Below are 24,197 nucleotides of genomic sequence, written 5' to 3'. Positions count from 1 at the left end.
TGGCTATCCTTATCTCAGTATGTTGCCAGCCTGTATCCTGCGACGGGCAATCGATCGAGTGGAAGATACGCAATATGCCGGATAAAAAGGCAGCCTCCCCTGATATACTGCACATTGCTTATAACATGTTTAGTACAACAGGGCGGAAAAGAACAATGAATTAAAAGGATTTAGATGGAAAGCGTCCATTCTTTGAAGTTCGGCGGGTGATCCGCCCACAAACCAGCCGATGAAACTGATTTTGCAGGCAGATTTCTCAGGACGGTGACAAGATCAGGCGATCTGACGGGATTCACCATCCTGTGTGCAGAGCAATTCATCAACAATGCGCTTGAGCAGAAACGTCTCTCGTTCAATCGACATTCCTTTCTTATCACTGCTGGCCATCGTTTCTTCGTTATGGCGGATCGCTTCAAAGATATTCATCCACACGGGTTTCATCCCATTGTTGATTTCGTAATCTTCAAATTGCGTTTCCCCCAGCTTCGCATCAATGGTACAAACATAGCAATAGGATTCCATGTGCATAATGTCGTGCTCCGGCTTATACCAGGGGCGAAACTCTTCGTAGCGACCAAATTCACGGATATCCCGGATATTGCGTGCGCCGGTTTCCTCTTCCAGCTCACGGATCAACCCCTGCACCACATCTTCTCCAGCATCAATCCCGCCTCCCGGCAAGGTGTAGTCATGGTAGCGCGCCGTGTAAAGCATCAGAATATTCTCTCCATCGAGAATAATGCCACGGGCGGCTTTGCGATGAAATGTACGCCCTTCCAGGGTTTCAATATCCGGGTGAACCGTTGATCTCAGTAATCGCATATTCGCTTATCTACTTCCTACTTCATACAAGCCGGGCATTCTAGCGAACCTGTTACCACTTGAACAAGCGCTGAAAGAAGTGCTCGACCTGTTTGACGCAGGTTTGCTTGAGTAAGCCTTTTGGATCCCATGCTGGTAAACTAGTCGAACCGATACATGCCTGCTGGAGTCCCCCCATCGAATTGTGCTGATAGGTAAAGTCTTTCACCTGCGCAGGCGTGCGCAGCACCAGAGGCTCCGGATCCCGACGCTGGATATAGTCGGCATACAAACGCAGGGGACCGGATGATCCGGTGAGATTTGCACTCTTGTTATCATCCCGTCCCATCCAAACGGTCACCACTTCCCGGCCATCCATGCCAACATACCAGCTGTCCCGTCCTTTATCGGAAGTCCCGGTCTTGCCGGCCAAACGAGATGACGGTAACACCGAATTCAGATAACGGGCGGTCCCTTCAGTGACCACTTTCTGCATGGCGTACAAGGTCAGCCAGGATGCCTGCTCCGAGACCGCCCGGGTCGCTTTCGGAATACGCTGATAAAGGATGTTTCCTTCACTATCAACCACCGAGCTCAGCGCCGTCAGCTCGCTTTTCAGCCCGCCGCTGGCAATGGTCTGATACATCTGGGTTACCTCAACCGGGGTCAGAGTAAAGGCCCCCAACAAAATGGACGGCAATTTCGGCACTTCCTGGCGATCAATCCCAAGCAAGTCCAGCGTCTCAATCACCTGATCAAGTCCGACAGCCATACCGAGATTTACGGTCGGCACGTTATACGATTTGGCAAGTGCCTGATACAAAGGTACCTGACCGCGGTACTGGCGATCATAATTACGCGGCGACCAGCGCTCACCATTCGCGCCGGTGAGCGTCAGTGGACGATCGGCCAGGGAGGTTGCCAGCGAGAACCGCTCCGGTTGCGCCAATGCGGATAAATACACCGCAGGTTTGACCACAGAGCCAATCGGCCGCCGGGCATCCACAGCCCGGTTAAAACCATCGAACCCCGGACGACTGCCGCCAACCATGGCGCGGATTTCACCACTCAGGCGATCGGCCACCACCACTGCAGTTTCCAGTTCGTTGCCGACCCGCTTTTCCAGTTGCGGGATGATCTTCCGCACCGCCTGCTCCGCTTTAGCTTGCGAGTCCGGATCGAGCGTAGTGAACAAACGTAAGCCCTGACCGGGACGGTAATCTTTGACATTCTGCGCCAACTCCCGCTCCAGTTGCCCAAAGTAAGCCGGCTGACGGTGCGCCACCTGGCCTTTAGACTGCAAATCCAACGGGCGCTTGATGGCTCGCGCATAGTCTGCCTGCTCAAGTTTGCCATTCTCAACCATCAGGCGCAGAACCAGATTTCTCCGCGCTGTTGCCCGCTCCGGATAACGCCAGGGATTGTAATAAGAAGGACCTTTGACCAGGCCAACCAACAACGCCTGCTGATCAATGCGCAGCTCAGAAAGCGGCAGGCCAAAGTAAAACCGCGCGCCCAGTTCAAAGCCGTGGATAGCATCTGCGCCCGCCTGAGCCAGATAGATTTGGTTCAGGTAGGCATCCAGGATCTGATCTTTGCTGTAGCGATAATCAATGATCAGCGCCATATAGGCTTCTTTGAGTTTCCGCCACAAACTTCGCTCGCTACTGAGAAACATATTCTTGGCCAGCTGTTGGGTGAGTGTGCTGCCGCCCTGAACTGTCCGACCAGCTTTGAGGTTGGCTACCAGGGCCCGGGCAATGGCAGCCGGCGAGACGCCGTCATGCTGGTAAAAATCACGATCTTCAGTGGCTATCAAGGCATCGATCAACGGCTGCGGCATCTCCTCTTTGGCACGATAGATCCGCTGCTCCTCAGTTTTGGCTTCCAGCATGCCGAGCAATTTCGGCTCAACGCTGAACGTGCCGTACTCGCGACCGCTCTCCGGCTCGTAAATACGTTTGACCTTCGAGTAACTGAACTCTACCACCACGTGCTGCTGTGCTTTCTCACCTTCCGCAAATTCAAACGGACGACGGATGAATTCCACCTTGAGCCGACTGGTCGCATACTCGCCACTTTGGGTCGGGTTCACGACTTTCCGGTACTTAAGTGTTTCCAGTTCATTGACCAGGTCTTCATATCGGATCAGCGCACCAGGCTGCAACGTCAGCTCACGGGCGTATACCACAGACGGTAGTTGCCACAATTGCCCCTCAAATTTATCCGTCACCACCTGGTTCAGCGAGTGGCCCATCCAGGCACCACCCCCGGCCAACAACGCCATGCCTAATACACACACTTTCAGCAACCGCTTTTTGGGGCGAGCGGGCGGTGGTGTCGGTTCGGGAGACGCAAAAGCCCCCTGACGAGATGCATCACCAGTCGGGGGTTGTTGGACATTCGGTTTTTGTTTGGATGTTGTCATGATCATTCGCAGTAAAATGGGCAAGCAGCAGAGAATAAACGGGCCAGACGATACCCGAGCCCTTGTGCGCAAATGTCATCGGTCTGTCAAAGAAACCTCGGGCGTCCTGTCCCTGCGGCTGGCCTTTCACGGCAAAATCACGCAGAATACGCGCCCTGATTGAGCTGCTGAGAAAAACTATGGAACGCGATTACCAACTTGATTGCCTGCTAACCATGCCCCGCCATGAACTTGAAGAATTCAGCTTACGCGTGATTGGCCGGATGGTCCCGGAAGACATAATGCAAGAGTTGTTTACCTTTGATCACGAAGAGGTGGACAATGAAGAGCGGATGCAGGCAGCAAGATTTGATGCCCTATTACGCATGACGGCAATCGCCTTGGGTGAAGTCAACGACGCCTTTGCCGAATCCGAACAGGCACAGCAAAACATCGAGCGGATGACCCGCTTGCTCCTCTGGCACTTCTACGCTATCTCATTCAATTTAGAAGAAGCGATCACACTGGAGCAACACTGCGCTCAAGTTGAGATGATCCTCAAGCAAGCACCGAAGGACGCATTTGGCTGGATTAAAGTTCTGACCGATCTGCTGCATAGCTATGCCGAACTGAATGACAAGCGCAAAGGATAAGCGCTCGTCAACCAAACGAACAACATACCGTCAGTACCCTGCCTGACGGTATGTCTCATTCAATAACGCTACTAAACGGTTGCTCAGCCCAGCAGGGACTCCTGATGATATCGGATCAATTCTTCCATTGCCGTTTCAGCCCGTTGCCGGGCATGCTCAAGCGTATCCTCATGGGAAATGGCCTCCACCACTTCGTAGTAACACTTCAGTTTCGGCTCGGTCCCTGACGGACGCACCACCACCCGAGAGTCATCATCCAGATGGTAAATCAGCACGTCACTCGCCGGCAAATCGATCGGCTCAACCGAACCGTCGGCACTGATCCGCTGGGATGATTTCAGATCTTCGGTGATCATCACCTGGCGGCCGGCAATACTGGTCGGCGGCTCGGCACGCAATTGCTCACCAATCGACGGCGCACCCGGCCGCAGGGCAATACTGCGCTGCGCATTCAGGTACAAGCCATGTTCACGGTAGATCGACTCCAACTGATCCCAAATCGTTTTCCCCTGGGCAGCCAGCTCCGCCGTTAACTGGGCAAATGCCACCAGGGCGGACAAACCGTCTTTATCCCACACTTCACTCCCAACGGTGTAGCCCAGCGCTTCTTCATAAGCAAACAAGAATCGTCTCTCTTCACTCTGGCGCTGCATCGCAACATTGGTCAGCCACTTAAACCCGGTCAGGGTCTGGAAATAGCTCGCATCCAGTGCTTTCGCCACTTGTTTCAATAGGCTCGAAGAGACAATCGTGGTGCCCACCAGATTTTGTCCCGGCTCGGCATGTGTCAGCAGGTAATGACCCAGCAGCACACCCACCTGATCACCGGTCAGCATCTGATATTCCCCGGCATCGGTGCGCACAGCCACCGCAAACCGGTCGGCATCCGGATCATTGGCACACGCCAGGGTAGCATCGTGCTTTTTAGCCTCTTCAATGACCATATCCATCGCTCCCGGCTCTTCCGGGTTCGGGAAGTTGACCGTCGGGAAAGTACCGTCCGGCTCACGCTGCGCAGCCACGCTGTACACCTTGCTGAAACCGGCATCAGCCAGCAGCGACTCGGCCATGTGCGCGCCCACCCCATGCATGGCGGTATAGGCGATGCTGACCATTTCAGGTCGGGTATGGTTCGAGAGCAAGGCACTTTGATTGAGCGCCTGACGATAGATGTCATAGAATGATTCACTGAGCCAATACAGGAGCCCTTTCTGTTTTGCCTGCTCCAGATCCAATAAATTCAGCGCTTGCTGAGTCGCCTGGTCAATCTTCTCCGCGATGCCGCTGTCATGTGGCGGAATAATCTGTGCGCCATTGCCCCAGTACACTTTAAAGCCATTATAGGCCGGTGGGTTATGACTAGCAGTGACCACCACCCCGGCCGCAGCCTCAAAATGCTTCACGCCGAAGGCCACCATAGGCGTCGGTGCCACATGGGTGGTCATATAAACTTTAATCCCTTGCGCTGTCAGCGCCGAAGCGGTTTCATGGGCAAAGCGCTTTGAGTCAGGCCGGCCATCAAATCCGATAATCACCCCACGTTCCGCCGCATCAGGCTCGGTCGCCAGCAGATACTGACCCAGCCCGGTTGCCGTTTCCTGAATCACCAAGTGGTTCATTCGGTTCGGGCCGGCGCCGACGATACCGCGAAGGCCAGCGGTCCCAAACGCCAGACGTCCGGAGAAGCGCTCAGCCAGCTCGGTCTCATCATTTGCATCAATCAACTGTTGCAGCTCTTCACGGGTTTTCGGATCCGGGTCACGTGCTAACCAACGTGCTATTTCTGTCTTCATCATGACTATTCCTACAACGCAAGTTTCAGAACACAGTAATACAAATGATAGTCATTATCACCCATTACTCTCATCATATGATTCTCTGACACGTCAATCGCGCAAAGATTCATCGGTTTCAGGTTGTTTCACTGCGCTGGGGACTTATCCGGCGATGACAAGCCGCCCCTTTCAAGCGATACCTGAAAGTATAGAGGGGATCCCATTTGCAACCATGTTGCCTGTAATCTGGTTTAGCATCAGCTTCAATCAAGAGGAGTCCGACTGTGGATATGAAGGCAACAGACAGCAAAAATTTGTAGATCAGCCGGGATCAGGAAAGAATTGAGGGGTTTGGACAAAAAGCGGTACCCTTCGATACCGCTTTCCATGAGATATTACGCTCGCTGGAACGGATAGACACTCCCCAAAGACAGGATCTGGGTCAGCTCATCCAGCGCGGTGCGGGATTCCATCACCAGTTGCGGATCGGCCAGATCGGCTTCAACCAAGCTGTCGCGGTAATGGCGATCGACCCACTGGTTCAGGCGCCCGAACAATGCATCGTTCATCAGGGTTGACGGGTTCACCGCCTGACGCTCCTGCTCATTCAGCACCACACGCAAACGCAGACATGCCGGACCGCCACCATTGGCCATACTTTGCTTCAGGTCAAACACCTGAACCTTATCGATGCCACGCTTCTCAGCCAGCAATTGCTCGACATACGCCCAGACATTTAGATTGTTACGACACTCTTCCGGCAGCACCAGCATGGTCTCACCCGATGGCAGCGATACCAGCTGAGAGTTAAACAGGTAACTGTGCACGGCATCTTCTACCGACACCGCATTGGTCGGTACTTCAATCACATTGAACTGACCGCCCATTTTCTCCGTCAGCTGGCTGTACACACCTTGCTGATCCAGGAAGGCCTGCTCGTGACAGAACAGGATGTCACGGTTACCGACCGCAATGACGTCATTGTGGAATACACCCTGATCAATCACATCCGGATTCTGCTGCGCGATCACGACTTTATTTGGATCCAGTTGATGCAAACGCGCAACAGCCTCACAAGCTTCAAAAGTGTGGCGGGCCGGGAATTTCTTCGGCGCCGGATGACGACTGTCAAATGCATACCGACCAAAGACAAAGAACTCCACGCCCTGCTCATCATACTGATGGCAGAAACGCGTGTGGTTCGCTGCACCTTCATCGCCAAAATGTTCAACGGTTGGCAGTGCCGGATGGTGCGCAAAGTGTTCCGGAGAGGCAAACGTCGCTTTCAGGATCCGACCGGTGACATCGTGCTCAATCGAACGGTGGAACTTATTAGTCAGGTTTGCCGGCGTGAAGTGGACCTTACCGTCTGCTGTATCTGCCGACGGTGAAACTGTCGCCGCGTTAGCCGTCCACATACTTGAGGCTGAGCAACACGCAGCCAGCACTTTCGGCGCCTGTTTTGCGGCTTGCTCAATCACCGTCTGATCACTCCCGGTAAAACCAAGGCGACGAAGCGTCTGAACATCCGGACGCTCTTGCGGGGCTAATACCCCTTGTACCATGCCCATGTCGGCCAGAGCTTTCATTTTAGACAGCCCTTGCTTAGCAGCCTCTTTCGGGTTTGACGGGGCAGCCTGATTTTTTGCCGACGCCACATTACCGTAAGATAATCCACTGTAGTTATGAGTTGGCCCCACCAACCCATCGAAATTTGCTTCAAGTGCTTTCATAGACATTCCATGTTTGTTCATAACATCGTAAAGATAACAAAACATTTACAATATCAACAAGTGCGGCACAATATGCCATGCTCTACTCATATATTAGATAGTATCACTACTACATAGCATGACTATTCACCCGTTAAGAAATTGCCATTTTCCCCATGTATACTCCCTACCGATGCCAGGCTAGAATTTTTCAGCCTATTCACCCACCAAGGCCTCGATTTACCTGTGCTCGCCAGTAAACAGCGTAAAATAACGAATACATATTTACCCATTTCTCAATACAAAAAAGTCAGCCCAAAATACGCTGACTTTTTTCAATTTTGTGTACGCGATCAGGCTTCTGAGCGTCGATTAGGTTATAAATCCCACTCGACGACATGGCCTTCGTCATAAACGCCATCACTGTATGCCGGCGTAAAATTGATGAAAATATTATTTTTTTCGACGGGAACCTGCTCGGCAATCGTATGGGCGATCAGCTCCAGCATCGCCGCAATTTGTGCTTCGGTGTTGAAATTCGGCGCGATCAGGTCCACCAGTAACGGATGCGTGGCTTCAGGTTGGCAGTCGACCACTTTACCGTGATGGGCAAAATGTCCGGCAGGCAAATATTCCCATGTGATCATAATATGATGCAGCGGAATCTTAGCGGCATCCGAGACGGCCTGTGATAAGGTGGTCACCGTTTCAGTCACTCTGGCTTCCTGTGCAAACGGCAACGACTTAATTCGAATTAACGGCATAGTATATCCCTTCTTCAACCTGCAGGCGCTTGGTGCCTGTAGCGTCCAAGACGCAATTTGACGGAACAACTAAAGCCTAGTGAAAACCTGCGGGCACCCCCTATCTCATCGATAAGACAACAGCAAAAAAGTACCAAAACCACAAAAACAGCTAAGAAAATCTCCCTTCAGGCCTGCGCCGTGCAACATTAGCGCAGGCCTGGGGCATCAATCACAGGAATGGTCATCACAACACGGATTAATCACCCGCTCGGCGCACGTGTAGGGCTCAATATGGATAATCACATCCACCACCTCATCAAGCTTAACCAGAATGTGGGATTTAAAGTTTTCGCTGATGGTATGCGCCTGATCCACGCTCATCGCAGGATCCACCAATAAATGAAAATCCAGTAATATCGTGCTGCCGGTTCGGCGGCTACGAATGGCATGGACTTCACAGATATCCGGATCATCAGCCGCATATTGCTGGATCTTCGTTTCAATCTGGCTATCCGCTTCTGCCTCCGTCAGTTCGAGTAAAGCCGGCCAGAGGATCTCAACAGCCGCTTTCAAGATCATCGCGGTCACCAGCAGTGCTGCAACTTGATCCAGATAATGCAAATCAGGGACCAGGTAATTGACGATCACGGCCACAGCGACCGGTAGTGAGCTCAGCGCATCCGTGCGATGATGCCAGGCATTGGCGTGCAAGGCGCGGCTGTTAATCCGCTTCGCCTGGACCAACGTCCAGCGATACAGGCCTTCTTTCACCACGATGGAGACTACTGCCGCCGCAAAAGCAAGCAGGCCAGGTGTTGCAGAGGGCGGCTGGCCCAACGCCTGGAGAGAATCCCATCCAATCCCCAGCCCGACAGCAGCCAGCAGCATGCCGATAAAGATATTGGTCAGGGTTTCGAAGCGACCGTGACCATAAGGATGATTTTTATCCGCCGGCGCCGTCCAGTACCTGGACCCAATCAAAATTGCCGTATCTGTCACAAGATCAGAAAAACTATGGACGCCATCAGCTACCAGAGCCTGGCTGCCAGTCAGCTTCCCGACCCCAATTTTAACGATGGCCAGACCAACGTTCGCCACAGAGCCCACCCAGGTAGCTTTGCGAATCACTTGAACCGGGCTTTCAGACATATTTTCACTCGCTTACGAATTACCAATTTTGCGTTGTGGTATCAACAAACACGCAATACCGGTCGCATATTTAACAGAAGGATGCATCATGACACTTCATCGCGTCTCAAAAAAGCGACATGTCTTAAGATTGAGTTATAATTGTATGGCAGAAGGTTTACCAAATCACGGCGAATATTGTCGTCGTTATGACACAGCACGGAACAGCCAATGATCAGTAAGCACGTTCCATTTTCACGTCAGTTCGTTTTGGCCGCATTCCTCAGCTTATCCGGTTGCAGCTCAACGTCATTGACTCAAACCAGCCTGCCTCACGGAGTGGATGCACACCAGTTCCGCCAACAATATATGGAGCTGTACCGGACGCAGGAAGCCATGCCGCAACCGCAACCCATTCTGCTCCTCAAGCCAACACCAAGCAGCTAAGGGCGCTATCCCAAGCCAGCCAGATCTGACGGACTAAGTTGCTCAGTAAGACCGAGTAAATCCGAAACAATAAACAGACACCAAAATATGCAACCAGTTTAAAATCTTGTGTGAATCACAAATGGTTCTTCAGCTTTTAATAAAATATTCATCAATCAGAACTGAATCACTTATTATTATCTGACTTATCAGTTTGATGAATTTTTCATTCGATATTTTCACAGAACAATACCAAGATCACATTAATTACTAAGAACAGCTGATTTCAAATTGAAAAAAATTACCTTGCTCCCATAATAGGACAGTCAATATTAAAATATTGATGATAACAAAAAGGACTTTTATGAGACATATTGCCGATTTTATCGAGCAGCTCGAACGGGGCAAAGATCCCTTCAAGATTTGGGTCTACGCCAGTAAAGGTCAATACAGTCAGTTTGGCAATCAAGGTAAACAACTACGAACTCCTCAGCTATACAAGGCATTGGATCAGCATCTGCAAGTCGTGATTGAAACGAATCAAGATGCGTTCCTTTTACTGCCCGAAGTCCATGCAGTGGTTCCCGTAGCGTTCCAAGAAGGCCAGGTTCACACATTGACCCAACCTAATGCTGCATAAGCAACTGTAAAAAATATTACGTTCAAAAATGAATAACCATGAAGTATGTGGCTAGGTTTAATTTTTTGCTTTTGTAATATTGGTAAATAAAACAGACCATCATGGTCTGTTTTTTTTATCTCATCAAACACAACCAATTATAAAACCAGTATCATATATTTATCATCCGAACTAGATTGAGTCGTTTGAATTTCGGCCTTTGCCATGGCTTCAACCTGATCACCAAACCGCCAAAATACCTTCTACTCTCCGACAATATCATGACGTCAATTCGTTCAATAGCCCTTCTCTGAAACCTGGCCAGTCATCAACAAGGACGGCATTATCTGTCGATTGCCTCCCTCACAAGCTGTATTCCCGTCTTCCCACCCTTCGTTAAACCGGGTGTCACTATTATCTAGCGTGATATCTTTGAGATAATCCATGTCCGCAACACCGCTGATATTTAGCGCGCTTTCACAGCCCTGATTATACCCATAGTAATAAATACTGTCGTATTCGACCTCACTGACATATTCATCAGGAAAAAGCCGGTATTCGTCGATTTCTGAACTGCTACACCCCAAAAGTGTCACTATCAGTGTCGTCAAAACGCTCCAGTGAAAAATGTACTTCATGAAAGGCCCCTACTGATTTATTTACCGAATGTCTTATTAGTCTAGACAGTTCTTTGAAAAGTATGGTGAAACGGTGAGGGGCGGGAGAGGTTCAGGCTACGGCTCGCGCAGCCTGGGGCTTACGTTGCCGGATTATTGGTGATTGAGCACCGCATTAAAGCGTTCAAAGCCAGCTTCGAGATCTCGGATCAAATCATCGACATCTTCCAAGCCAATATGCAGGCGCAACATCGGCCCAGCGAAATCCTTCTTCTTTGCCGTTCTCAATGCATTGATATTCTCATTGGCCAGGATCAGGCTTTCAAATCCGCCCCAGGAGTACCCCATACTAAAGTGCTCCATCCCGTCCAGCATTGCCGTCAGTGCCTCGGTATTGCCGCGGTTGAGCACCACAGAGAACAGGCCATTCCCCCCTTTGAAATCACGCTGAAAGAACGCATGCCCCTCACAAGTTTCCATGGCCGGGTGGCGAACATGATCCACTTCCTCACGCGCTGCCAGCCATTGCGCAACTTTCAGGCTACTTTGCTCATGCTGTTTCAGGCGTACACCCAACGTACGCAGACCACGCATCGCCAGATAGATATCATCCGGAGAAGTACACTGCCCCATCAGGTAGCTGCTTTCACGGAGTTGGTCCCAGCAGCGTTCATTGGCCGTCGCCGTTCCCAGCATCACATCCGAGTGACCGACAATATATTTAGTCGCAGCCTGAATCGAAATATCAACCCCGTGTTCAAACGGCTGGAAGTGGATCGGTGATGCCCAGGTGTTATCCAGCATCACCACCAGATCGTGCTCATGAGCGACCCTGGCCAGCGTCGGCACGTCCTGTACTTCCATGGTGATCGAACAAGGTGATTCCAGGAACAGGACCGTGGTATTCGGACGGATCAGATCGCGGATCCCTTCTCCAATCATCGGATCATAATAGGTGGTTTCCACCCCCATTTTGTCGAGGATCTTGTCACAGAAATCCCGGGTAGGCTCATACACCCCGTCAACCATCAGAATGTGATCACCCGCTTTGACGAAAGACAAAATCGCATTGGTGATGGCTGCGGTACCACAGGGATACAATGCGCAGCCGACCCCGCCTTCAAGCGCCACCATCGCATCCTGAAAAGCAAAGTGGGTATTGGTTCCCCGGCGTCCGTAAAATAACGTTTTATTGGCTCGATTTGCCGTTGCATGATTCATCTCTGCAACGGAGTCAAATACAACCGTTGAGGCGCGGCTGACTGGCGGATTTACCAGCTGCTGGGTCCACTTTTTATCGCGACCGGCAGTAATAATTTTGGTGTCTAACTGTTTTTTTCCCATGGTCTACCCAAATTCCCTTATGAACGGCTTACTTTGACGTTAACACAATTCAGATTATCTTGGGTAGCCGAGGGAGTTATACTTTATCTCACCGCAGCATAACGCGGTTCTGAGCGAACTGTTTGCGGCTGCGGCATACTTGGCAAATCGAACATCACAGCCCGAGAGTCAGTCATTTCCAAATGGGCGCGGAAGTTCAGGCAGGCTCCCATAACCTCGAGGTTGCCGGCCACTTTAGCCGTCAGCACGGCCAGCAAAATGGCTTTATAGGCAAAATGTCGGTGCAGATCGATCGCCACCTCAACCGAGCAGGGTTTCCCACCATGAGGGCGCAGCACCTGAAGTGCCTGCTTCTTAGGATAGAGCTGAAACACATTATGATTGATGTTTTTCGCCTGCTTGATCATATTGCGAATTTCACAGCGGGAAATCGGGCTATAGCAACCATGATATTCTGCGCCGGCAACACTTTTAAGGTACGCATGATGAAGCGGCGTCATTTGCCCGTCCTGGCACGGCAGACTAAGGAAAATAATATCTTCGTAATCATCCCCTAGGGTTTGAAAAATCCCTCGCGTTTGGGCCACAAATCCTTTATTCAGCAGACAATTGATCGCCTTCAACCCAGATAAGTACTGCGTCAGGATCGACACCATGGCGTCATGCATGGCTTGGTTACCGCTGTCCGCACAGCTCTCTGTCACCGACTCAGTGTCAAGTAGCTCATGCAATTGCGCATCAACAAACTGGACAATTCGATGATTTAACTTCATTTCTGTGTCGTACATAATACTGCCTTTGTCATCTATCTGTTTATTCAGTTGAGACTCGTCACGCTCACGAACAATCAATGCAACCTCGGTTGCTATTCACTTTCCATCGCGATTCAAGCAACCCAACCTTGTGACAAACCGTACAGTTTAAAAAGTGAATTTAAATTTAGTATCGACAAGCAATGATAAATTTGCACACAAAAAATGAATAGTGTCATAAAAGAGTTCTATTCGTCTCAAAACTAAGACAAAAGCCGCTGGAGCGGCCTTTGTCTAGAGAGTCACGGTGCTTCGCTGACCGGGGGTGGCAGATAATGCCGGGCCTGCAACTTCAGCAACTCAGGCAACACTGTCCCGACAGAGATCGACGACCAGGTTCCGGTCAGGATGCCGATAAACATCGCCAAAGCAAACCCTGCCAGCGCTCCACCGCCCAACAGCCACAGAGCCCCCACCGTCATCAGCGTTGTCCCGGAGGTCACCAGCGTGCGAGATATGGTTGCAGCTAACGCTTCATTGCTGATCTGGCGGATCGGCGCCTGAGGCTTGGCAAGCAACACTTCCCGGATACGATCCGCAATAATGATCGAGTCATTGAGGGAATAACCGAGAATAGCCAGCACTGCCGCCAGCACAGTCAGATTAAACTCCGTTTGTGTGGCGGCAAAAAAGCCCAACACAAAAGTAACATCATGAAACAGGGCAATCACAGCACCGGAAGCCAGCCGCCACTCGAAGCGGTAGCTGAGATAACCCAGGATACACAAGACAGAGACCAGCAACGCCAATCCCCCCTGCTCTGCCAGCTCCTGCCCCACCTGCGGCCCGACCATACTGGTGTTCAGCACCAACCCTTCAGCATCCAGCGTTTTCAGGGACGCCGTAATATCCACTTGCGCGCCTGGCTCTGGGATGGCATAGCGCAGTACCCAGCGGCCGGGCTCTCCCGCGGCAATCACACTAACATCCTGATGCAGCGCGGTCTCCAGCACCTGATCCAGTTGATGGTTAGTCACCACCGGATCAAGCTGAACCTCAGCGACCACCCCGCCGGTAAAATCCAGTCCCCAGTTCAAGCCACGCACCCCGATCATGACCAGAGATACAACCAGAAAAATCACGGAAATAGCCGTTGTAACATAGCGCCACTGAGTAGCATTTTTCATCGAAATCATCATCTTAAATTCGCACCTCGTGTCGTACATCACGGCCCCAGACCAGGTTAATCAGAGCACGGGAAGCAAAAATACCGGTAAACATACTGGTGAGCAGGCCAAGACCCAGGGTAAGGGCAAACCCCTGAACCGGGCCATTTCCCACAGCATAAAGCACCACTGCGGTGATCATCGTGGTGAAATTCGCATCAAAGATAGTCGTAAAGGAACTTCGAAAGCCCTGGTCAATGGCTTGTGCCAGGCTATGCCCCACTTTGAGCTTGTCGCGGATCCGCTCAAAAATCAGCACATTGGTATCGACCGCCATTCCTACCGTCAGCACCAGACCGGCAATCCCTGGCAAGGTCAGCACAGCGCCAGGGATCAGTGCCAACAAACCGAACAGCATCACCATATTGGCGATCAGCGCGACATTCGCCACCCAGCCCAAACGCCGGTACCACAGCGCCATAAACAATAGAGTCAACCCCAAGCCCAGCCCCAGAGCGGCAAATCCACTTTCAATATTCTCGGCCCCAAGCGTCGGACCAATCGTCCGTTCTTCTACGATCGTCACCGGCGCGGTGAGCGAGCCGGCTCGTAGCAACAGGGCCAGCTCCTGGGCATCGGTAATACTGCCGGCCCCCGTGATCCGAAACCGATGCCCCAATTGGCTCTGAATGGTGGCGACACTGATCACTTTGCTGTGCTGCTCAGTGCCCCCGACTGCATTCGGGCGGTATTCACGAAAAACTGTCGCCATCGCCTGACCAATATGCTGACGGGAAAATACCGACATCTGTCGTCCGCCCGCCCTGTCGAGCGTAATATTCACTTCCGCGGTGCCCATTTCACCAAAACCGGCCCGGGCATCAACAATATGCTCGCCGGTCAACACCGGCTGACGCGCAAGGCGGACCGACTGCCCCTGCTCGTCAGGGATAACAATCGTTCTCCCGGTTGCCTGCACAGCATGAAATGCCAGGCTGGCTGTCGCCCCGATGACCCGTTTGGCCGCCGCAGGTTCCTGAACCCCGGGCAACTCAATTCGGATCCGGTTTTCTCCCTGACGCTGCACCAGCGCTTCGGTGATCCCCAACTCTTCAATCCGGCTGCGCATAATTTGCAAGTTTTGCTGCACCGTAAGTTGGCGTAGCTCGCGTTGCTCCTCCGGGCTCAGCGTTAAGGTCAGCTGATTCCCAACGCCATGGGCCACTTGCCATTGTGGCGCTTGTTGTCGCAGGTACTGCCGAACTTTCCCTGCCGCTTCCGATGAGGGCACAGACACAGTCAGGTGATCCGCTCCGGCCAATGCCACCCGGACCTGGCGGATCCCTTGCTGGCGCAAGGCCTGCTGCAGACTCTCGCGAAGCTGCTCCGCTTGTGCCTGATAGACGGGTGCAAGGTCAACATCCAGCAGAAACTGAACCCCGCCGCGCAAATCCAGTCCCAGTTTGATCGGCGCAAAGCCCAGCCGCTGCAACCAGTCTGGTGCCGCCGCTGACATTGCCAGCGTCAACCGGGCATCACTCCCTTTTACGCCGAGCAGTTCAGCCAGTGCTTGCTTGGCTGCGGCCTGCTGGGTGGATTGCTGCAGGATAACCACGGTTTTATCCGGTTGCTGATCAATCCGTTTGACCGCAATCCCCCTTGAAGTTAAATCGCGTTGAAGCTGGACGATATCAGGTCCGGCTCCGGCAGTGGCTGCGATCTGAACAGCAGCATCTTCACCGTACCAGCTCGGTAAGGCGCTCAGTAGCATGACGGCAAGGGAGAGCACTAACACGGCATATTTCCATGCCGGGTAGTGATTCATCCGCCGTTGGGTTTGTCTCTTTCTCATTGTTTTTCACCATACACGAGGCTCCGGCCCTGTCAGACAGAAGCCAAAGTCCAATATCCGACAGTGGTCGGAAAATGATGTTACGCCAGCCCACTGTTGAGGGCCTGGCGGCGCTTGATCGTGATACCAATCTGACTCGGTCGGTGAACAACTTTTCATGAGGAAAATGACCCGAAATGTTTTCAGATTGGTATGACAGGTGCTGCAAAAACGGCAAGCCTGTTATCGCGTCCAATCAGACGCGATCAGTCGAGAAGAGAAAAGCGATGTTGATAGGGTTGATAGAGCCGGTTACTGTCTTTCCAACCGCCAATACGCCCGGCAGATGGGCGCACCCGGCGGGTCCAGTCCCGTGTGGCATGAAAATCGATACGATAACCGACGACAAAACTCGGTACTGGCTCAATCGGCAACTCAATGGCCAGCAGATACAGCGGCTCGGTGTCGTCCGCGTCATCCCGGCTGCCAATTCCGATCCGGGAAGGGCCAATCAGCGCCGGATCCAGTTGCCGCTCAGCGGGTGCATGTTGATGATTATCACTATCCTGCGACGCTGTCGTCTTCGCACATGGTGCATGCCACATAAATACATCTGCCAGTGTATGGCAAAAGTCTTGCGATGCAGATTGTTCAAAGGGGGAATGATCGGCCACAGCCAACCGTGCGTGGGCTTGCGTCGCCGATGACAATTCAGGTTGTACCGGTGTTGGCAGATGTGCAGAAGCCGGCACAATTGCACCCAGCCCAATCCACAACACCAACAAAACCATGCTCAGAAACTTCCGGAGCATACGACAAGCACTCCCAATCGCCACAATGCATCAATGTTCGCATCATAAGATGCTTGTTGCCATGAAACAAGAAAATATTTGCGCTAGCGCACACTTTTCGAGTTCAGGTTGAAAATGTTGCAATATCCTGACGTTGCGCCCCATAGGGACTAAACCGATTTTTCGTTGCTGACGCGAGGCGGGTTCTTTATAGTGATGCCCAATCGCCTGACGACTCAGACAAACAGGGAAGCAAAAGATGACACCTAAGAACATTGCATTTATCGGACTGGGAACTATGGGCTTCCCAATGGCCGGACATCTGGCCAAAGCAGGGCACCAAGTCACCGTCTTTAACCGCACCACAGCCAAAGCAGAGCAGTGGGTCGGAACTTATGACGGTCAGTATGCGCTTACACCGGGCGATGCCGCCAAAAATGCTGACTTTGTCTTCACCTGTGTCGGCAATGACGACGATCTGCGTGAAGTCTACTGCGGCCCATCCGGTATTCTCACCCACGCCAAGCCAGGCACCATTCTGATCGACAACACCACCGCTTCGGCGGAGATTGCACGCGAGATTGCCAGCCAGGCTGAAGCAAAAGAGATGGCATTTATGGATGCCCCGGTTTCCGGTGGCGAAGCCGGTGCGGTCAATGGCTGCCTGACTGTCATGGTTGGCGGCAAGCCAGACGTCTTTGCTATCGCCAAACCCGTCATGGACAGCTTTGCCAAAGCCACCACCCTGATGGGAGATGTTGGTTACGGGCAGATCACCAAAATGGCTAACCAGATCTGTATTGCCGGGGTGTTGCAAGGTTTGTCCGAAGCAATCACGCTGGCCAAATCAGCCGGATTGGATATTGAAAAAATGACGGAAGTGCTCAAACACGGCGCCGCCGGCTCCTGGCAGCTGGAAAATCGGGCGGTGACCATGGCTGAAGATAAGTTTGATTTCGGCTTTGCCATCGACTGGATGCGCAAAGATCTCGGGATCTGTTTTGAGGCTGCGGAAAAACTAGGCGTAGCGCTACCCCTGACCAAGCAGGTCGATGAAAAGTACGAAGCGCTGCAAGCACGCGGCTATAACCGCGCGGATACGTCAGTGCTGATCAAGCAGTTTGATCAGTAGCAATAAGCGCAGTGTTTAGAGACGCTGCGACTTGCTGGCATCCACCAGCTGAAATAAAAAACCGCCAACCACTGGCGGTTTTTGTGTTTGTTGCCTGTAACCCATGCAACAGCCTTATAGCATCACGAAGATCCCGGCCAGTGCAGCACTCATCAGATTCGCCAGCGTTGCAGCCAGTACTGCTTTAAAGCCCAAGCCTGCAACATCACTGCGACGCTCTGGTGCCATCACACCAATTGAGCCCAGCTGAATCGCAATCGAGCCGATATTCGCAAATCCGCATAGCGCGAAAGTAATAATCACCTGGCTGTTCTGAGACAGGGTATCTTTGATATTGACGAAATCCAAGAAAGCCACGAACTCGTTCAGGATCAGTTTCTGGCCGATAAACGCGCCCGCCTGCAGCATTTCAGTCGCCGGTACTCCGATAATAAAAGCCAGCGGCGAGAACAGGTAACCCAGAATGCTTTGCATCGTCAGGCTCTGCATGCCAAACCACTCCCCGACCATTTCCAGCCCGGCATTGGCCATCGCAATCACACTGATAAATGCAATCAGCATGGTCCCAATCGCAACCGCAACCCGCATCCCGTTCATGGCACCGGCAGCCAGCGCATCGATGGCATTGCTGTGATCGCTTGTCGCCATTTCAATATCGGTCTGCTCCATCGGCTTGCCTTGCTCTGGTACAAGGATCTTCGCCATCAGCAGGCTGCCCGGGGCAGCCATGAAGCTGGCGGCAATCAGGTACTTCAGATCAACCCCCAGGCCAGCGTAGCCACCCAGCACACTACCGGCAACCGAGGCCATTCCACCGGTCATTACGGCAAACAATTCTGAGCGGGTCATCCGGGACAGAAACGGTTTGACCAACAATGGCGACTCGCCCTGAGACAGGAAGATATTCCCCGTTGCCACCAGAGACTCGGCGCGGCTGATCCCCAGTGCTTTTTGGATCCCGCCGCCAATCACTTTGATAACCCATTGCATGACGCCCAGGTAATAAAGAAGAGAGATCAGAGCACTAATGAAAATCACGAGAGGAAGGACACGAACAGCAAAGATAAAGCCGGAATTAGCGAGATCACCAAACAGGAACTTGATCCCTTCGTCGGCAAACCCCAAGATGCTGGCGACACCACTACTCATCGCGCCCAGCATCATCTGTCCGACCGGTATGTACAACACCAGCGCGGCAAAGCTGGCTTGTAAGAACAAGGCTCCACCGACCGTACGCCAGTTGATGGCTTTGCGATTTTCAGATAACGCGCAAGCGCATGCGACCAGTACTAGGATACCAGCCAAACTAATGAACAACTGCATTATTTCGTCCTGTTGCTTCGAATAAATGAAAAGCCGAAATATGAAGGTTTTACTGCCTGTTGCAACAAAGGAGCGAACGCTTTCGGGGAAAAAGCAAAATAGGAAGGAGCTGAACAATAACGTTCAGTCAATGACGTGTTTTCCGCCCACATGTACAACATACAAGTCACCTTGATAACAAGCTAAAGTAACGCCGGTCCAACTCCGTGGGTCGTTCACATTTCCATGGTGACAGCTTGTAACTAAGGTGGCTGAACTTAAGGGTTCTGGCCGGAAGCGGAGTATATAGAGATATAGCTCACATTAACAACCCCAAAGACTGATATTTTTGTGATCGGTGCTTCTTTGGATAGAAAATCAGCAGCCCCCTTGGGAAAGCTGCTCCTGCGCGATGTTAAGGCATTTTGCTCGACTCAGCCCAGTTCATAAAATCAAAACTCAGATGGCCTGCTGCGGGTTATCAAGAACAACTCAATAGATCCTTGATTCATCACAAACTTAGCTGAAGATTGACTCATTGCCGCACCCAGGCATAATGAACCAAGAGTTATCATCCGGGAATTTTTGATGTCCAAAGCAACCAGCCAGTTATCAGGCATGCGTTTGGCGCGGCAAGCCACGCCGCAGCGGCTGGGCATGACTTTTTTTCTGCTGGTCACAGCCCTACTTCTCTCTCCAGCCTCCCAGGCCAATCAATATATTTCAGAACGAAAACTACTCAACTATCTTGATAGCTATGGCAACCTGTTTCTTAGAAATGCCAAGCATCTCAAGCTGCCAGATCCTCTCGTTGTCCAGGGAAACATGAACCTGGAGTACAGCAATATTGAGTATTTACCCCGGAAACTGACGGTTGAAGGCAACCTGAACCTCGCCTACAGCAAGATCAAAAAGCTGCCATTGCAACTGGTTGTTCAAGGTTACATTAACCTGGCTCACTCAGAGATAACGTCACTTAACAATGGGTTACAGGTTCCGGGGGATTTAAGCCTGATGGGGACCAAAATTACACAACTACCTCCCTACTTATATGTCGGGGGCGATCTGTATTTGGCGAACACAGCAATCTCCGAGTTACCTCAATATCTGGTAGTGAAGGGAAATGTCTATTTAGGGGGGGCGCCTGTCACCCAATTTCCGAAAGAGATATCAGTCGGTGGCAAAATTTATCAGTAATAATTGATCACGGGATCGCTCTATCGAACCATTCAGAAATAAAAGCAAACGTTTGCCAATTATTTTATAAATAATGAAATCTGAAAAACTGAATATTCTGGATTGGATTCAAAGAAGATATTTGAGCCAGAAACACGGAGACACAACTGATGTGCTTCTGGCAAATCTGTTACTAAATATTTACTTTAAAATCATTAGCTTAATGTTTTCTCTGAAGTGACTACTTCGACTTACCTTTCGCATTTGTTGTTTGCGATTGGTGGTAAAACCATTGTCTGCGGTTTCTGTTATTAGTCATATTTACCTCTCATTTTTCCAAAACGAGTAAGGTTGATATTTCGATTTTTAATACCGTCTTACTCTTCAATCAACTGAACTATACCTAACTGGAGATGACATCCTTATGACAGTTAAATAACAGTTCAGTGTCACATACCCTGGAAATAGACTTTTCAACAGAGCACTCACCGGAGTGAAAAAACTCAATGGAAAGCTCAGGGATTAAGGGCTGGAGATCGCTTAAGATGGGAATCGTACTGCACCTTATTTAACGGACTAAGGCAATCCACTTTTCTAATGACTTATCACCATCTTATTCACATCAACCAAAATCAATATAAGAGCCTCAGATGCATTTTGCAACCATTATTTTAAATTATTTTTTTGACCCAGATCATGTTTTTCCACTTCCAGAAGCAGTTTTCCAGCATGATAACCCGCTCTCTGCTACGCCAATGCTCCACAACAGTAACAATCTGTTTTTCCTGCATAAAAAGTCCATCACAAAAGAGTTGTCGCATCCAACCCCAGGGTATAGGGACAGCATTGAGAGCAGCAGAACATTGGGAAAACCACTGACTTTATCGGCATGGATGTCGCAAAATAGAGACCAAATTGTGATTGACTCACCCACTCACACTGTTAACATATTTTTTACAACTCAACGTGAGGCTGACCGAATGTCTATTCATAGCATAGCGTTAGAACAAGCAGTTGATGTCCCAAAAACATTCCTGTTTCAATTGCTCTCCGATCACGACAATCTCGGACGGTTCTTCAGTGCCGACTATTCACTCATCAAACAGGGGAAGCCCGAAATCAACGGCATTGGTGCCGTGAGAGAAGTCAGCACCGGCCCTTTCCGTTTTCAAGAGCAAATCATTGATTACAAAGAAAATGAGCACCTACACTATAAAATTATCCAAGGTGCGCCGGTCAATGAGCACGGCGGATGGGTCCGCTTTGAAAGCCTGAGCGCCAATAAAAGCTTGGTTCACTATCGCATCAAATTCTCCCCGAGCGTTCGCGGCACCGGGTGGTTAATCAAACTTCTGTTGGAAAACAACATCAGGAAAGCCCTGTCGAATGTTGCCGTGTATGGCGAATCCACTTGGCAGCAAAGGAGCCCTTAGCCGTCCGAGGGTCAGATATTGGCCAGTTCCGAATCCCCTGGAAAAACACCATCACCTGAAGACGCGCCTTTGACTCACCGTTGCTTTCTTCGGTGACATGATATTGTCAATTCCCCCACCTATGATTGGCCGCACATATACAGCATCGCTGCGATTGAGCATAACTTTAATCTTACCGATTGCATCTCCGATATGAAAAAGATTTAATAAAAGCGATTTACATCGGCTCGATGTAAGCTATCAAACGAGGATCATCCATGAGACACCAACCACTGCTGACCACTGAACGACTCATCCTAAGGCCCTTCCAGCTCTCAGATGCACCGAAAGTCCAGCGGCTCGCCGGCCATGAGCAGGTTGCAAACGGCACCATTAACATTCCTCACCCATACACAGACGGCATGGCCGGACAGTGGATTGGCAAACACCTGGCCGGTTGGCAGAGTGGGCAATCCGCGATTTATGCCATCACCCTTAAAATGGACTACCAGTTAATTGGCTGTGTTGGCTTACACAATATCTGTGAACGGCGCGCGCAACTCGGTTACTGGCTGGGTGTGCCGTTTTGGGGGCAAGGGTATTGCACCGAAGCAGCCAAGCGCATAGCAGTGTTCGGATTTAAGCGCTTGGAGCTGGATGTGATCTACGGCCAACACTTTCGTCGCGACCCAGCTCCCGGAAGGATCCTGAAAAAGATCGGCATGGATCATATCAAGACCAAACCCGATGCGACTCGAGCCCATATGATGACCGAAGATCTCGAATATTATGAACTCAAAGCTCATGTAGAAGCCTGAACATTCCCTTTTGGCAAGCACCGATCAGTCAATGCTCAGGTATCATGGTGCTTTTATTCTCATTTGTAATACACTACCGATTAAAATATTAGTTGGTTATGAGAACAGTATCTGTGACGCGTCCGACTCTGCTGTGTAATCATTTTTCGCATTCATAAATCATACATAATAATATCGTATCTGAGTGCAATTTCATTGAAAAAATAAGATGAAGATGATTATTGGCGATAACCCTTCTATACAGTTTAGTAATCACTTTTGTCTATTTATTATCAAATATTCTCACCCGCATTATTTATATGAACAGAATGTGAACAAGATAACACAACATGAAACAAAGTGTTATCTGACAAATTAATCAAAATTACACATACTTTTTTTGGTTGACGCTATACTGAAATTAGTGAGCAAGGATGGAAAGTCGTTTTTACCAAAGTAAGCTGACCGAATATCCTCCGTTTGAGCTCTCTATATTTATTCTGGCCATAACGTACTGATAGAAAATAAAAATAAAAAAATCACTATTTAGTTTGTAATATTTATACTGACGGCTGGTCTTATATGGCGAATGGGTACATCAATGCACATATAACAACAAGGCTATAGCCGCAGACTCACGAGGTGAAGAATATGTCTAGCTTAAAAGTACTTACTGCTACTGCTGCCATTCTTATGTCAACTTCAGCCCTGGCGGATATCCGGGTTGCAGATACGCATAACGGGGCATGGGTCACTGTGACTGAAAACGGCCAGCCCGCAGCGAATGCATCTGTTTCTGTTGCCAACGTTCCACAACAGAAAAAAACCTATCAAACCGATGAAAACGGTCGGGTCTTTATCCCATTGACTATTGAGCAATCTCGCTCTGTTAAATATAAAGCCAAAACAGAAAGCGGTCGTGAGTCAAGCCGTTTCGCTTTCCACTCTACTAACCGTTAACTCTCTTTCAAGCCCTGCTCTGCAGGGCTTTTTCTTGTCGAGAGCGATTCAACTAAGAGCTCCTGTTAAGATCCCGAACCAACAAGAAAGCCAGACCAAGAATCTGTAAAAACAGCGCCAAATTTCTCAATCTTGAAATTGAATTCATCTTGTTTTCATGAGACTGGGTCAATGCTAAATTCTGAATATAGAGCTGGTTGATTTTATTTCGGTATTCACGCTGGTTGTCATTCATCCCCTGCATGATTGCCGGAACGTCAACCGTCGACAAATTTGATATGTTGATATTTAGCCAGTCATGTACCTCTGTAACAACTTGCTCTTTCACTGTTTGAGGAAGCGGTTGTTCATTCCCTTCTGATAACGACACCAATAACAAGATCAACTCACGTTTTCTTTCAATCGTCTCGACCTGCTGCCATGTCAGTTCAATTAACTTCTCGTGACTCTCCTGCTGCTGAAGAATTGCATTAGCCTCTCGATTTATATTATCGATAGAAAAGTTGGTCAACAATGCCGAGATAATGTTCAGCACCAACCCGGTCGCAACAAAGATCCACACCGGCACACGCCACCTTCGCATCTCAAACTCCTCTTCAGGGCTGTCGATTTGAATTCATAGTATGGTCAATCCCGTTGGAATCGTCGGT

At 50.4% G+C, this 24,197-nt stretch carries 22 protein-coding genes; 8 read left to right on the top strand and 14 right to left on the bottom strand.

The genetic code is table 11. The features are described 5' to 3' along the window. Positions 1–273 precede the first annotated feature (273 nt). Together NNL38_RS22340 and mrcB are read right to left on the bottom strand one after the other, a co-directional pair. The gene (locus tag NNL38_RS22340) at positions 274–822 is read right to left on the bottom strand and encodes an NUDIX domain-containing protein (RefSeq protein ID WP_255391065.1); all 549 of its coding nucleotides are present in this window, start codon (positions 820–822) and stop codon (positions 274–276) included. A 52-nt stretch (positions 823–874) separates the two neighbouring features. After that, positions 875–3,229, bottom strand: a complete 2,355-nt coding sequence (gene mrcB, locus NNL38_RS22335; RefSeq protein ID WP_255391064.1) for a penicillin-binding protein 1B — start codon at positions 3,227–3,229, stop codon at positions 875–877. Positions 3,230–3,408: 179 nt separating this feature from the next. On the opposite strand from mrcB, the gene NNL38_RS22330 reads away from it, so the two are divergent. Then, a complete protein-coding gene (locus tag NNL38_RS22330; RefSeq protein WP_255391063.1) occupies positions 3,409–3,861 on the top strand; it encodes an exoribonuclease R in 453 nt (150 codons plus the stop codon). An 83-nt stretch (positions 3,862–3,944) separates the two neighbouring features. Here NNL38_RS22330 and NNL38_RS22325 read toward each other — a convergent pair whose 3' ends face one another. The 4 genes from NNL38_RS22325 to NNL38_RS22310 all read right to left on the bottom strand — a co-directional run bounded on the left by NNL38_RS22325 (position 3,945) and on the right by NNL38_RS22310 (position 9,243). Continuing rightward, entirely contained in the window at positions 3,945–5,654 is a 1,710-nt protein-coding gene (locus tag NNL38_RS22325) for a phospho-sugar mutase (RefSeq protein ID WP_255392311.1), read from the bottom strand. 377 nt (positions 5,655–6,031) lie between these two features. Further along, positions 6,032–7,369 carry an N-succinylarginine dihydrolase gene (astB, locus tag NNL38_RS22320; RefSeq protein ID WP_255391062.1) on the bottom strand — a complete coding sequence of 446 codons (1,338 nt, stop codon included), beginning with the start codon at positions 7,367–7,369 and terminating at the stop codon, positions 6,032–6,034. A gap of 356 nt (positions 7,370–7,725) precedes the next feature. Beyond that, complete coding sequence (locus tag NNL38_RS22315) at positions 7,726–8,112, bottom strand: hypothetical protein (RefSeq protein ID WP_255391061.1); 387 nt, start codon at positions 8,110–8,112, stop codon at positions 7,726–7,728. 207 nt (positions 8,113–8,319) lie between these two features. Continuing rightward, positions 8,320–9,243 (bottom strand): cation diffusion facilitator family transporter, encoded by a 924-nt coding sequence (locus tag NNL38_RS22310; protein ID WP_255391060.1) that lies wholly within the window; start codon positions 9,241–9,243, stop codon positions 8,320–8,322. A 210-nt stretch (positions 9,244–9,453) separates the two neighbouring features. On the opposite strand from NNL38_RS22310, the gene NNL38_RS22305 reads away from it, so the two are divergent. Both NNL38_RS22305 and NNL38_RS22300 read left to right on the top strand, forming a co-directional pair. After that, a complete protein-coding gene (locus tag NNL38_RS22305) occupies positions 9,454–9,669 on the top strand; it encodes a hypothetical protein (protein WP_255391059.1) in 216 nt (71 codons plus the stop codon). A 343-nt stretch (positions 9,670–10,012) separates the two neighbouring features. Next, positions 10,013–10,288, top strand: a complete 276-nt coding sequence (locus NNL38_RS22300; RefSeq protein ID WP_255391057.1) for a hypothetical protein — start codon at positions 10,013–10,015, stop codon at positions 10,286–10,288. Between the two features lie 275 nt (positions 10,289–10,563). Here NNL38_RS22300 and NNL38_RS22295 read toward each other — a convergent pair whose 3' ends face one another. From NNL38_RS22295 to NNL38_RS22270, 6 genes are all read right to left on the bottom strand, one after another. Further along, on the bottom strand, positions 10,564–10,905 hold the full coding sequence (locus NNL38_RS22295) for a hypothetical protein (RefSeq protein WP_255391056.1): 342 nt from the start codon (positions 10,903–10,905) through the stop codon (positions 10,564–10,566). A gap of 132 nt (positions 10,906–11,037) precedes the next feature. Continuing rightward, complete coding sequence (locus NNL38_RS22290; RefSeq protein WP_255391055.1) at positions 11,038–12,228, bottom strand: cystathionine beta-lyase; 1,191 nt, start codon at positions 12,226–12,228, stop codon at positions 11,038–11,040. Between the two features lie 83 nt (positions 12,229–12,311). Further along, entirely contained in the window at positions 12,312–13,016 is a 705-nt protein-coding gene (locus tag NNL38_RS22285) for a hypothetical protein (RefSeq protein ID WP_255391054.1), read from the bottom strand. Between the two features lie 266 nt (positions 13,017–13,282). Beyond that, the gene (secF, locus tag NNL38_RS22280) at positions 13,283–14,179 is read right to left on the bottom strand and encodes a protein translocase subunit SecF (protein ID WP_255391053.1); all 897 of its coding nucleotides are present in this window, start codon (positions 14,177–14,179) and stop codon (positions 13,283–13,285) included. A gap of 1 nt (position 14,180) precedes the next feature. Further along, on the bottom strand, positions 14,181–15,998 hold the full coding sequence (gene secD / locus NNL38_RS22275) for a protein translocase subunit SecD (protein WP_255391052.1): 1,818 nt from the start codon (positions 15,996–15,998) through the stop codon (positions 14,181–14,183). Positions 15,999–16,243: 245 nt separating this feature from the next. Then, complete coding sequence (locus tag NNL38_RS22270; protein ID WP_255391051.1) at positions 16,244–16,789, bottom strand: hypothetical protein; 546 nt, start codon at positions 16,787–16,789, stop codon at positions 16,244–16,246. A 238-nt stretch (positions 16,790–17,027) separates the two neighbouring features. On the opposite strand from NNL38_RS22270, the gene NNL38_RS22265 reads away from it, so the two are divergent. Then, positions 17,028–17,900 carry an NAD(P)-dependent oxidoreductase gene (locus NNL38_RS22265; protein ID WP_255391050.1) on the top strand — a complete coding sequence of 291 codons (873 nt, stop codon included), beginning with the start codon at positions 17,028–17,030 and terminating at the stop codon, positions 17,898–17,900. 114 nt (positions 17,901–18,014) lie between these two features. On the opposite strand, the gene NNL38_RS22260 is transcribed toward NNL38_RS22265, so the two are convergent. After that, entirely contained in the window at positions 18,015–19,223 is a 1,209-nt protein-coding gene (locus NNL38_RS22260) for a NupC/NupG family nucleoside CNT transporter (RefSeq protein WP_255391049.1), read from the bottom strand. A 567-nt stretch (positions 19,224–19,790) separates the two neighbouring features. Here NNL38_RS22260 and NNL38_RS22255 point away from each other — a divergent pair. The 4 genes from NNL38_RS22255 (at position 19,791) to NNL38_RS22240 (ending at position 23,547) form a co-directional block, all read left to right on the top strand. Further along, positions 19,791–20,399: a hypothetical protein gene (locus NNL38_RS22255; protein ID WP_255391048.1), complete on the top strand. Its 609-nt coding sequence runs from the start codon at positions 19,791–19,793 to the stop codon at positions 20,397–20,399. A 629-nt stretch (positions 20,400–21,028) separates the two neighbouring features. Then, entirely contained in the window at positions 21,029–21,811 is a 783-nt protein-coding gene (locus NNL38_RS22250) for an SRPBCC family protein (protein WP_255391047.1), read from the top strand. A gap of 257 nt (positions 21,812–22,068) precedes the next feature. Then, a complete protein-coding gene (locus NNL38_RS22245) occupies positions 22,069–22,608 on the top strand; it encodes a GNAT family N-acetyltransferase (RefSeq protein ID WP_255391046.1) in 540 nt (179 codons plus the stop codon). Between the two features lie 630 nt (positions 22,609–23,238). Continuing rightward, complete coding sequence (locus NNL38_RS22240; protein ID WP_255391045.1) at positions 23,239–23,547, top strand: DUF4198 domain-containing protein; 309 nt, start codon at positions 23,239–23,241, stop codon at positions 23,545–23,547. 52 nt (positions 23,548–23,599) lie between these two features. Here NNL38_RS22240 and NNL38_RS22235 read toward each other — a convergent pair whose 3' ends face one another. After that, positions 23,600–24,130: a hypothetical protein gene (locus tag NNL38_RS22235; RefSeq protein WP_255391044.1), complete on the bottom strand. Its 531-nt coding sequence runs from the start codon at positions 24,128–24,130 to the stop codon at positions 23,600–23,602. Between the last annotated feature and the right edge of the window lie 67 nt (positions 24,131–24,197).

Source organism: Photobacterium atrarenae (assembly GCF_024380015.1).
In the GTDB taxonomy this organism is placed as follows: Bacteria; Pseudomonadota; Gammaproteobacteria; order Enterobacterales; family Vibrionaceae; genus Photobacterium; species Photobacterium atrarenae.
Note: the sequence above shows the minus strand (reverse complement) of the source record. Positions and strands in the feature narration are given on the sequence as shown.

Coding starts and splice junctions, on each gene's coding strand:
- NNL38_RS22340 (WP_255391065.1), bottom strand. CDS start 822: ATGCGATTACTGAGATCAACGGTTCACCCGGATATTGAAACCCTGGAA.
- mrcB (WP_255391064.1), bottom strand. CDS start 3,229: ATGACAACATCCAAACAAAAACCGAATGTCCAACAACCCCCGACTGGT.
- NNL38_RS22330 (WP_255391063.1), top strand. CDS start 3,409: ATGGAACGCGATTACCAACTTGATTGCCTGCTAACCATGCCCCGCCAT.
- NNL38_RS22325 (WP_255392311.1), bottom strand. CDS start 5,654: ATGAAGACAGAAATAGCACGTTGGTTAGCACGTGACCCGGATCCGAAA.
- astB (WP_255391062.1), bottom strand. CDS start 7,369: ATGAAAGCACTTGAAGCAAATTTCGATGGGTTGGTGGGGCCAACTCAT.
- NNL38_RS22315 (WP_255391061.1), bottom strand. CDS start 8,112: ATGCCGTTAATTCGAATTAAGTCGTTGCCGTTTGCACAGGAAGCCAGA.
- NNL38_RS22310 (WP_255391060.1), bottom strand. CDS start 9,243: ATGTCTGAAAGCCCGGTTCAAGTGATTCGCAAAGCTACCTGGGTGGGC.
- NNL38_RS22305 (WP_255391059.1), top strand. CDS start 9,454: ATGATCAGTAAGCACGTTCCATTTTCACGTCAGTTCGTTTTGGCCGCA.
- NNL38_RS22300 (WP_255391057.1), top strand. CDS start 10,013: ATGAGACATATTGCCGATTTTATCGAGCAGCTCGAACGGGGCAAAGAT.
- NNL38_RS22295 (WP_255391056.1), bottom strand. CDS start 10,905: ATGAAGTACATTTTTCACTGGAGCGTTTTGACGACACTGATAGTGACA.
- NNL38_RS22290 (WP_255391055.1), bottom strand. CDS start 12,228: ATGGGAAAAAAACAGTTAGACACCAAAATTATTACTGCCGGTCGCGAT.
- NNL38_RS22285 (WP_255391054.1), bottom strand. CDS start 13,016: ATGTACGACACAGAAATGAAGTTAAATCATCGAATTGTCCAGTTTGTT.
- secF (WP_255391053.1), bottom strand. CDS start 14,179: ATGATGATTTCGATGAAAAATGCTACTCAGTGGCGCTATGTTACAACG.
- secD (WP_255391052.1), bottom strand. CDS start 15,998: ATGAGAAAGAGACAAACCCAACGGCGGATGAATCACTACCCGGCATGG.
- NNL38_RS22270 (WP_255391051.1), bottom strand. CDS start 16,789: ATGCTCCGGAAGTTTCTGAGCATGGTTTTGTTGGTGTTGTGGATTGGG.
- NNL38_RS22265 (WP_255391050.1), top strand. CDS start 17,028: ATGACACCTAAGAACATTGCATTTATCGGACTGGGAACTATGGGCTTC.
- NNL38_RS22260 (WP_255391049.1), bottom strand. CDS start 19,223: ATGCAGTTGTTCATTAGTTTGGCTGGTATCCTAGTACTGGTCGCATGC.
- NNL38_RS22255 (WP_255391048.1), top strand. CDS start 19,791: ATGTCCAAAGCAACCAGCCAGTTATCAGGCATGCGTTTGGCGCGGCAA.
- NNL38_RS22250 (WP_255391047.1), top strand. CDS start 21,029: ATGCATTTTGCAACCATTATTTTAAATTATTTTTTTGACCCAGATCAT.
- NNL38_RS22245 (WP_255391046.1), top strand. CDS start 22,069: ATGAGACACCAACCACTGCTGACCACTGAACGACTCATCCTAAGGCCC.
- NNL38_RS22240 (WP_255391045.1), top strand. CDS start 23,239: ATGTCTAGCTTAAAAGTACTTACTGCTACTGCTGCCATTCTTATGTCA.
- NNL38_RS22235 (WP_255391044.1), bottom strand. CDS start 24,130: ATGCGAAGGTGGCGTGTGCCGGTGTGGATCTTTGTTGCGACCGGGTTG.